This is a genomic window from Cohnella boryungensis (assembly GCF_042651945.1).
GTDB lineage: Bacteria > Bacillota > Bacilli > Paenibacillales > Paenibacillaceae > Cohnella > Cohnella boryungensis.
The window spans coordinates 1-9,626 of record NZ_JBHSED010000037.1 but is presented as its reverse complement, the minus strand read 5'-3'; the positions used below and the strand labels follow the sequence as shown (position 1 = coordinate 9,626).

Here is a 9,626-nt window from a genome sequence, read left to right as displayed (position 1 = left end):
CAAGGAGCGATTCGCTGGAAATTTCAAAAGTTCCTTTCCAGCCCCTCGGGGACTGGAAACTGACTTAAAGATGCTTTCAAAAGATACTATACGAGGAGAGGCATGCATGAAAAGGAAAGACAAAAAGCTGCTCGCTACGGTGCTGCTGGTTGCCGGCTTCACGCTCTACTTGACCGTCAACTCGCCGCAAACCGCGCATGCGATGCACATTATGGAAGGGTTCTTGCCCGTAGGCTGGGCGGTATTCTGGTGGGTCGCCTTTATTCCGTTCTTCGCGCTTGGCGTACGCAAGCTGGCGATCATTACCCGGGAAACCCCGGAGCTCAAGCTGATGCTGGGAGTCGCGGGGGCCTTCACCTTCGTCCTGTCCGCCTTGAAGATTCCTTCCGTAACGGGAAGCAGCTCCCACCCGACCGGAACCGGACTGGGCTCCGTGATGTTCGGCCCGCTGCCGATGAGCGTTCTCGGCTCCGTCGTCCTGCTGTTCCAGGCGGTGCTGCTGGCGCACGGCGGCATTACGACCTTAGGCGCCAATGCGTTCTCGATGGCGGTCTGCGGTCCATTCGCGGGCTATGCCGTCTATAGATGGCTGATGAACTCCACCGGCAAACAAAAGCTGGCGATTTTCTTCGCTGCGGCCATTGCCGATTTGTTCACGTATATCGTTACTTCGTTGCAGCTGGCAATGGCATTTCCGGCTGAGAGCGGCGGCATTCTCGCCTCCTTCGCCAAATTCGGCGGCATTTTCGCCGTGACGCAAATTCCGTTGGCCATTAGCGAGGGCTTGCTTACCGTACTGATCTGGAACTGGCTGCTATCGTACAATACTGAAGAACTGTCGCTGCTGCAGCGCAAAATGAAAGGAGCACGACAATCTTGAAAACAGCAACGAAAAACGTTCTGATCGTAGCAGCCGTCATTCTTCTCGCCTTGATTCCGTTGTTGTTCGTCAACGGCGAATTCGGAGGAGCGGACGATGCGGCGGAAGCCGTTATCACGGAAATCCACCCGACCTACGAGCCTTGGTTCTCCTCCTTCTTCGAGCTGCCGGGAGAAACCGAAAGCATGCTGTTCGCCTTGCAAGCCGCGCTGGGCGCCGGAGTGATCGGCTATGCGATTGGGTACCTGAAGGGCAAGTCCAAGAATAAAACCTCGAATCGAGACAAAGACAACTCTCTATGATCCGAACGATTGACACTCTTTCTTACCGCAACGCTTTAAGCTCTATCTCTCCGTTATGGAAGTGCGGCTTCGCAGCGGTTGCCATCGCGCTCGCTTACGCCTCCCATCCCCCCGTTCAGCTTCTCTTGACGGGATGGATGCTCCTCTGGACGATCGGCTACGCGAGAATCCCCTTGAAGTACTATGCGGCGCTGTTCGGAAGCGCCCTTCTGTTCTTCGCCGCCAGCCTTCCCGCGCTTGCGATCGAGCTTCGCGAAGGCTCGCTCGCATGGTCGGATTCCGGCCTGCATACCGCCGTCCAGGTTTTGTTCCGGGCGACGGCTTGCTTGTCGGCGATGCTGTTCGTCATTCTGACCACGCCGATGGCGCAATTGTTCCAGGTGCTTCGCAAGATCGGCATCCCCTCTCTGGTCATCGAGCTGATGCTGATCATGTACCGCTTTCTGTTCTTGCTGCTGGAGACGGCCAGGGAGATGACGATGGCCCAGCGCGCGCGCGGGGGGCATTCGGGATTTAAACGCAAGCTGCGCGACACCGCCATGCTTGTTACCCGCCTATTCGCCGCCACGATGCAGCGTTATCACGGCCTCGCCCGAGGACTAACCGCGCGGGGGTTCACCGATGATATCCGGCTGGCCCCTTACGAGGGCGCAAGCCTCTCCCGGCCTCGGCGCGCGGAAATCTGCATCGGCTTGCCGCTGCTGGCGGCGGTCGAGATTTGGCTTCGATGGGAGGGCTTCGTATGGCCGCTATAATGGAATTCGACAAGCTTCATTACCGCTATTCAGGCACGGATTCGGACGCGCTGCGCGGACTGTCGCTCCGCCTGCCCGAAGGGCGCAAAATCGCGATCTGCGGGGCCAACGGCTCCGGCAAATCGACGATGTTCCTGCACGCAATCGGACTTCATCGTCCGCAATCGGGACAGCTGAGCTGGCGCAGGGAGGGGCTGGCTTATGACGGCGCTTCTCTCCGCAGGCTTAGGCGCCAGGTCGGATTGGTGTTCCAGGACCCGGAGCATCAATTAATTCTCAACACGCCCTATGAGGACATTACGTACGGTTTGCGCAATGCCGACGTGCCGGAGCCGGACATTCGTCTGCGCACCGAACAGATCATAGAGACGATGGGCCTCTCCTCCATCGCCAGGCTACCCATTCATCACCTGAGCCTCGGCCAGAAGAAGAGGGTCGCTCTCGCGGGCGTGCTGGTGCTGAAGCCGGAGCTTCTGCTTCTGGATGAACCGACCGCCTACCTGGACAGGCTCTCGGAGCGGCAACTGCTCGCGGAGCTGGATCGCGCTCATGCCGAAGGCGTAACCGTCGCCATGGCGACCCATGACATGAATCTGGCTTATTCGTGGGCCGACTGGATACTCGTGCTCAATGGCGGGGAATGCGTAATAGAGGGCACGCCCGCAGAAGTATTCGCGCAGGAGCATCGAATCGACGAGCTTGGGCTGGAGCTTCCGATGCTGTACGAGCTGTGGCGGACTTTGCCCCAAGCGCTGCAGGAGCGCTCTGAGCCGCCTCGCAGCCTGGGTGCGTTCAAGGCTTTGCTGGGCCATTTGCCGCAAGCTTAAGCCCGTCCCGACGATCAGACAGCTCCATGTAAAATGAAAATGCCCCTGCGACAACAGGTGTACGATAACCCTGTTGCCGCGAGGGGCATTTGTTATGGCGATAAGCTCATTTACCTTCCGAAACCCGTTGCGGCCGCAAGAATTCCCTTCGGTATCGCTACTGAACTACACCAGATCGCAAGCTTCTACGGGCATCCAGTGCTCATCCTGGCCGTCCCACTTCACATTGCAGCCGATCGGGTTGGTCAGAGGCACCGAGATTGGCTTCCCGGCAACGAGCTCGGACAGGGCGTTGTCCAGATCGTTGACCGTCATCTTGCCGGTATCGCGAGGCTGATCCACGCCGCGCCCCGTATAGACAAGCTTGCGGTCGGCATCGAAGACGAAGAAGTGCGGGGTACGCAGACCCCCGTAGGCTTTGGCGACTGCTTGCGTCTCATCGTGAAGGTAGACCCAAGGGAACTTCTGCTCCTCCATTCGTTGCACCATATGCTCGAACGAATCATCCGGCTTGGTCGCGACGCTGTTGGAGTTGATGCCTACGAAACGAATGCCATGGGGAGCGAACTTCTCCGCTGTGCTGCGGGTGACTTCATCCGAACCCATCACGTAAGGACAATGATTGCAGGTGAAGAATACGACCAGGCCTTTGGCGTCTGCGAAGTCCCCGAGCGTATACGTGCGGCCGTCCGTAGCCGGCAGCGAGAAATCTACGGCGGATTGACCCGGTTGAAGCGTAAAAGACATGTGAATTCCCTCCTGAAAGATAAGATTAGGTTGGTCCAAGCTTACAGCCGGACATGGTCCCATCTTAACACGAAATTCGTTCAGGCGGAAATTCCGGCCGGTGCTCCGTGACCCCGTGACCCCGGATTGCCCTTGGACTGCTTCGAGGGGCTATACCCCGAAGGGCCAGCCGTTGACGGTCTATTTAATTGCAATTCCTGCAGCTAAACTCTCGCCACATAGCCTCTCTCTCGGAAAGAATTGCAATAAGTGCAACTAATCATTACGATACACATGAACAAGAGCAAATTCGCTGAGCTTAGTTGCAGCAAATGCAATTAATCTTGCAATATCCCTCATTATTGTCCCAACTAGTTGTATCCTATACAATTATTTCGCAGCCGCATAGGCGCAATTCCCTCGCGAGTTCAAAGATCCCTCGACATCGTCGCCCTTAGTCGCTTTTATCTCATTTCTCCTGCCTGGCATTAGCCAAACTCTTGCTCAAAGGCGCGAATGCACTTGCCTTCCTTCGAGGTATCCAGAACTGCAAATCTGATTTCCTCGAACAACGTACCATAGCCCTCCGCGTCCAGCAGCTCCTTCCACCAGCCCGCCACCTGGACCGGATCGTTGCGAAACACTCCGCAGCCGTAAGCTCCCAATATCAAGCACCTGTTCCCCTCATGCGCGAACAGCGCCAATGCCAGCCGCATGCGCGCCTTCATAACGCGCTCCGCCTGTACGCGATCTTCTCCCTTCAACATCACCTGGCCATAGTTCACAGCGGGCAGTGTCAAGACAGAAGCCGTAATCGGCCGTTTCATCAGGTTGAAGCGCTCGTCGCGGAAAAACACAACCTCCGGGGAGTAGATGGCATAGTCGGTATACATCATCGACTCGCATGCCCGGTTCGCGCGATAATAACCCTCGTTGCGAAGCAGCGTGCCGTACAGTCCGCTGGAGGCGGCAAGGCTTTCCTCTTGCGCCATCGCTCCGTTCAGGAAACCGCCGCCCGGATTTTTGGCGCTGGCGAAGTTTAACACCCCGATCCCGGATCTCCCGGCCGCAACCTCATTTAATATCGCTTTAACGGTTGCCTCGTTGGCAACGGAACGCCTGGCCTGCGGCGCCGCGGACGGCGTCTGAACGTCTGCGACCGCAGCGGCTCCTTCTTCGGGAGCGATCAATCGGCTGTTCTCCTCGGAATGCCGCTGTTGCGGAGCGAACTCGATTCTATCCCCATCAAGCTCGTAATAGCCTTGTTGCTGAATGCGCAGGGTCGCCTGCGCGATTTCTTTCCGATTCATTCTAGTTCCCTTCTTCCGCCAGCAATGCATCGCGGGCTTCGGTCAACGCGAACCCCAGCAGGTTCCGCCCTCGCCATAGCAAGGGGTTCTCCGCAGCCGGATTGTTTTGTCCCATGCCGATGCCCCAGATTCGGTCTCGCGGGCTGGCTTCCACCAAGATCCGATTTTTCGTTGATTTCAGATAGTCTCCCATTCCCGGATGGGACGAGAACTTCGCCATGCTTCCTCTCAGGACGATGCCATAGCATCGGCTATCCCAAATATCCTTATCGAAATTTCTCACGGCGCGTCCAAAGGCTTTCATTTCTTTGGGATGCTGCGCACGCAAGATAGCATCGAGCATCTCGTCATCCTTGAACAATCGCGCCTTCTCCGCCATCATGTACTGCTCTGAGCAAGAGTACTCCGTCCCCTCTACCCGGAACGGCTCCATCCACCACTGACTGAAGCAGCTCTTCGTTACGCTTCCGTCCTCGGGCGGAGTGTGGCCCCAGAAGAACACATACTTGAACGTTCTTCCCTTGCGACACTCGTCTCGCAAGCTATCAATATTGTAGATCATGATCATTCCTCCTGTTTTCTTCGATACAGCCGGGAAGGACGGTGTCCCGCATTTTCCGTATATTGATCCGATTCCTCGACCAGATCCGCCGCCTTGCGGCGAAAGGCCGGCTTCAGCAGCTCCTTGTCCAGAATGACCTCGTACACCTGCTGAAGCTCCGTCATCGTGAACAGCTCGGGCATCAGATGCACCGCAAGATCCGTGTAGTTGAGCTTTCCCCTCAGCCGTTCGATGGCGTAAGCGATCAGCTTCGCATGATCGAACGCCAGTCCATCGTTGAATAGAACCGTAAATGACGTTCCGCTCGTAGCTTCCGATGAGGTCATCGCGCGTTCCACGACAGCCGTCAGCTCGCCGTGGTCCGAGCTGAGCTTAAGCTCATGTCTCCGAAAGCTGGTCCTCCTGCCTGCGAGGAGCTCCTTCCGCTCGCTCAGCTGCCGGTAGGATACCTTGAACCAGGCGGCATTGGCCGCATCGTCCCCCGCCTTCAGGCGAAGCTGGCTGCTATCGATCAAGGCCATATAGGAGCAGCTCATGACCCATGTCCGCGGATCTCTTCCAATATCGCTGAAGGTGTATAGCTGCTCCAAATAAACATTCCGCACGCCGGTTTCTTCCTGCAGCTCCCTGGCCGCAGCCTGCTCCGTCGTTTCGTTCGGTCGAACGAAGCCGCCCGGAAGGGCCCACTTCCCCAGGAAAGGATGTCCTCCCCGCTGGATGAGCAGCACCCTCATTTCCTTCTCGGGCAGCTTGCGGTAGTTGTCTTCGCTCCTGTCCGTCACGGTGAAGATGACCATGTCCGCAGCCACCGAGGGACGCTCGTAATCCTCCGCCTTGTACCGCTCCATGAACTCGCGTTCCGTCAATCCGTTGCCATCCCGCATTTCCACGATCCCACCTCCTCTATTCTTGCAAGGCAAGCTTGCCGTAATAGTTGGCGAACGGCGCAAATTCCGCCAGCACCTCATCCACCTTGCGCATGCGCTCTTCCAGGCTCCCCTTGAGCGGAATGTAAGGAATTCGACGCTCCTTCAGATCCGCGATGATCTGTTTGTGGAATACCTTGCGCTTCTGATCGCCGCTGCGATCCCAGGTATCGTCATACGGGATGTCGTCCTCGCACAGAAAATACAGATCGTAGCGTCCGGCGTTCTCCAGGGCGATTCGAGTCAGCAATTCCGGTGCCCGCCCATGGTAATCCAGCGCGAACATATAGGTTGTGATGGCGTTGGTATCGACGAACAGATACCGATTCGCGTCCAGTAACGCCTTCTCTTCCCGCTCCAGATGGCCGACAGCAATCTCGTCGAAGGCTTCCAAGCCGATTCTCCGGTCCACTTGATGCTCAGTCCAGTAGTCGCGGCCGTACTCGCTGGCGAAGGTCGTGCCGTACCGCTTGGCCAGCGCCTCCGTCAGCGTAGACTTCCCCGTCGACATCGCTCCGACGAAGACAACCTTCGTGATGAGATCCCTGTACACGATATCGCTGAGGAATCGCCTGTTCTCGTAGGGATTCTCCCGAATCCTCGTCGCCGAGATCGGAACAAGCCTGCGCTCCTCGTCCACTCGCCGATCCACCGCGCCCAAGGCCAGACTCATATGCTCACCGTAAAATTCGCTGGAATAGAAATGCGTCACCTGCTCTCCCTTCAGCAAGCCAAGAATATACTGCTCCTCCCGAATTTCATGCTCCCGATCGTTGGAGTAGCCGTCCGGGCCGTCCCAAGCCTCAATCACCCGAACCGTCGGATAGAGCTTGCGAATCCAGCCAGCCCGGACATGAAGAGGAATTGTCGTCACCTGGGTGTCGTAGATGACGACGATCAGCTCGTCGACCTCTTTCAGCGCCGTATCAAACATGAATTGATGCCCCTTGTGCAGAGAAGCGAACTTCCCCAACGTTAATCCCAAGGTCTTCATGACGCGGCCTCCTTCGCCCCTTTGTTCCAAATGTAGTAGCCATACAGGGCATTCACTAAATACGCGCTCCACATGACGATCATCAGCATGCCGTCCGGACTGCCGTCCAACGTACGGATAACCCATAGAAGCACCGTGAACAGATTCAAGACGATATACACCAGCCATTGCTCCTTGAACCTTCTGACCATAAGGAAGGTTGCCGTGATCGATAAGACGGTCGTCAGCGCATCGATATAGGGCGAGTTTTGCTCCGGGATAAACGACAATCCGAGCCCTAGCGACAGGCTGCCTGCAAGGCTCACGACGGCCGCAAGAAGCAAGCCGCTTCGATTCAACTGCCTCATGGCCAGCTTGTCGCCGTGCCGATGCCTCTTCCAGAGAACAAATCCGATCACGTTCATAGGGACGAAAAACAGCAGATTCAGCATCACTTCTCCGAACAAACCGTTGTTGTACGCCAGATAGGCATATCCGAACGTATTATACATGCCGAATACGTACGTCATCAGCTTGCCTTTGGCCGCAAGCACGACGCATAGCACGCCGGTAAGGAAGACCGTAAATCCGAACAACGTATCCTTCATGATGACGGTCAAGACAATCGCGATCCCGGAGAACAGGCCCAGCCAAGCCATCTCGTATGCATTCCAGTCGCGCCAAATCCTCTTCATTCCCTTTCCCTCCGTCCTTCACCGGAATCGGGCGCTGCCCGATTCTCCGTTGCTATCTTCGTATTATTTTGATAATAACATTTTGTTAATATCAACAATAACAGAAATGTGCGCCAGGAGCAAGCTTGCGCGCATTCCCAATTTACAATCGAATCGCTTTCGTCAGTTTCCGTATCCCTTCCGCAATCCGTTCGGTCGGCACCAGAGATACATTCAGCTTAATCATCTTGATCCTGGGGAAATCGGTTAAGTAGTTCAGATTCGCCGTCTCGATAACCACCTTGTCGCGCTTGGCGCGCTCGATCAACTGGTTCACGTTCACGCGCCTGTCCAGCACGAGATGCGTGTGCATGCATTGCGTAGGCTCTGCAACAGCCAGGCTATCCGGCAGCTCCCGGACCATGGCGCGCACGGCCTCGTTCAGAGCGCTCGCCCGTTGGAGATAAGCCTGCTTGATCCTGTTCTTATGATGCTCGAACATGCCGCTTTGAATATAAATCTCCAGAGCGGCCTGAGAGATCATCGAGCTGTCGATATGAATGTAGGTCTTGTACTGCTGAAATACAGGCATTAACGCAGGAGGCAGCACGGCGATTCCGATCCGCAGCCCAGGGAACATGATTTTCGAATAGCTTTTCAAGTAAATGACGCGGTCGTGGCTATCATAGCTATAGATTGGGTCCGCCTTGCCGTCCGTCTCATAATCCGCCAGAAAATCGTCCTCGACAAGATAGACATCGTACTTCTCCGCAAGCTTCAGAATCGCCCGCTTCTCCGCTGTGGAATAAGAGCTGCCAAGCGGATTGTGGAACCGGGGCATCGTATAGAAAAATTTGACGTCCCCCGCGCCGAAGCGCTCCTCCAGCCGCACGAGATCCAGGCCCTGAGCCGTTCTTTCGACGCCCTCCGCCTTTAATCCGAACTGATTCAGGTAACCGATCACCAGATGGTAGCTGGGCTGCTCCACCAGAATCGTTTCCTTGCCGTTGGGAAAAGGCATCGACATGAGAATAAACAGCGCCTGCTGAACGCCCGAGGTCACGATCAAACGCTCCTCCTTGGCGAACACCTGATGGTTCTCCAATTGGCGGCGAACCGCTTTAAGCAGCGACGGCAGCCCCTTCAGCGTTCCGTAGCCGAACAGTTCCTGCTGATAGATATCCATGGCCTTACGGATGCAGGCTTGGAACTCCGCATAGGGAAAAGGATTCCAGTCGGGCGCGCTTGTCGCAAAATCATACTCCCCCCTCGGCGCCGCTTGAGACCGAATCGACTTTTTCAATACATAATGGCCGCTTCTGGGAACCGCGTACGCCACCTTCCTGCTCTCCAACTCCCTAAGCGCCTGGATGGCCGTGCTTTTGCTGCATGCGTAAGCTTGGCTAAGCTCCCGTACAGAGGGCAGTCTTGCGCCTTCGCGGTACAGGTCGTTCCGAATTCCCTCTTCAAGATCGTCGGCAATGCGATAAAACTTGTTCATGTTCCCTCCAGCTGTACCGGTACAGTCATTCGTTTTATTCATTGTACCCAACGGAACTCCCTTGTACGATAGTTATATCGCACAAAGTTAAAGTCCAGCGGTATGATGTCAAGTCCCTCATTCGTTAGAAATGGAAATTTTCTTGGCAGTTAAGCCACGCAGCCGAGGAAAAAGGGCACATCAAACTAAA

The 9,626-nt window shown here is 56.0% G+C and carries 11 protein-coding genes; 4 read left to right on the top strand and 7 right to left on the bottom strand.

Features of this window, described 5'->3' with window-relative positions:
- The first annotated feature begins 106 nt into the window (after nt 1-106).
- The 4 genes from ACFO1S_RS17995 to ACFO1S_RS17980 are packed head-to-tail and all read left to right on the top strand — an operon-like array spanning nt 107 to nt 2,764.
- Nucleotides 107-880 (top strand): energy-coupling factor ABC transporter permease, encoded by a 774-nt coding sequence (locus tag ACFO1S_RS17995; RefSeq protein ID WP_204606389.1) that lies wholly within the window; start codon nt 107-109, stop codon nt 878-880.
- A complete protein-coding gene (locus tag ACFO1S_RS17990) occupies nt 877-1,182 on the top strand; it encodes an energy-coupling factor ABC transporter substrate-binding protein (protein WP_204606390.1) in 306 nt (101 codons plus the stop codon). Before ACFO1S_RS17995 ends, ACFO1S_RS17990 begins: the two co-directional genes overlap by 4 nt.
- A complete protein-coding gene (cbiQ, locus tag ACFO1S_RS17985) occupies nt 1,179-1,937 on the top strand; it encodes a cobalt ECF transporter T component CbiQ (RefSeq protein ID WP_204606391.1) in 759 nt (252 codons plus the stop codon). Before ACFO1S_RS17990 ends, cbiQ begins: the two co-directional genes overlap by 4 nt.
- Entirely contained in the window at nt 1,925-2,764 is an 840-nt protein-coding gene (locus tag ACFO1S_RS17980; RefSeq protein WP_204606392.1) for an energy-coupling factor ABC transporter ATP-binding protein, read from the top strand. The genes cbiQ and ACFO1S_RS17980 overlap by 13 nt, the downstream gene beginning before the upstream one ends.
- Nucleotides 2,765-2,929: 165 nt before the next feature.
- On the opposite strand, the gene ACFO1S_RS17975 is transcribed toward ACFO1S_RS17980, so the two are convergent.
- The 7 genes from ACFO1S_RS17975 to ACFO1S_RS17945 form a co-directional block, all read right to left on the bottom strand.
- A complete protein-coding gene (locus ACFO1S_RS17975; protein ID WP_204606393.1) occupies nt 2,930-3,511 on the bottom strand; it encodes a thioredoxin family protein in 582 nt (193 codons plus the stop codon).
- A gap of 467 nt (nt 3,512-3,978) precedes the next feature.
- Nucleotides 3,979-4,800 (bottom strand): TIGR02452 family protein, encoded by an 822-nt coding sequence (locus tag ACFO1S_RS17970; protein WP_204606394.1) that lies wholly within the window; start codon nt 4,798-4,800, stop codon nt 3,979-3,981.
- A gap of 1 nt (nt 4,801) precedes the next feature.
- Entirely contained in the window at nt 4,802-5,362 is a 561-nt protein-coding gene (locus tag ACFO1S_RS17965) for an NADAR family protein (protein ID WP_204606395.1), read from the bottom strand.
- A gap of 2 nt (nt 5,363-5,364) precedes the next feature.
- Nucleotides 5,365-6,246, bottom strand: coding sequence for an NUDIX hydrolase (locus tag ACFO1S_RS17960; protein WP_378127275.1), 882 nt, complete (start codon nt 6,244-6,246; stop codon nt 5,365-5,367).
- A 19-nt stretch (nt 6,247-6,265) separates the two neighbouring features.
- A complete protein-coding gene (locus ACFO1S_RS17955; protein ID WP_204606397.1) occupies nt 6,266-7,282 on the bottom strand; it encodes an AAA family ATPase in 1,017 nt (338 codons plus the stop codon).
- Nucleotides 7,279-7,956 carry a nicotinamide riboside transporter PnuC gene (gene pnuC / locus ACFO1S_RS17950; protein WP_204606398.1) on the bottom strand — a complete coding sequence of 226 codons (678 nt, stop codon included), beginning with the start codon at nt 7,954-7,956 and terminating at the stop codon, nt 7,279-7,281. The genes ACFO1S_RS17955 and pnuC overlap by 4 nt, the downstream gene beginning before the upstream one ends.
- 142 nt (nt 7,957-8,098) lie before the next feature.
- A complete protein-coding gene (locus ACFO1S_RS17945; RefSeq protein WP_204606399.1) occupies nt 8,099-9,436 on the bottom strand; it encodes an aminotransferase-like domain-containing protein in 1,338 nt (445 codons plus the stop codon).
- Between the last annotated feature and the right edge of the window lie 190 nt (nt 9,437-9,626).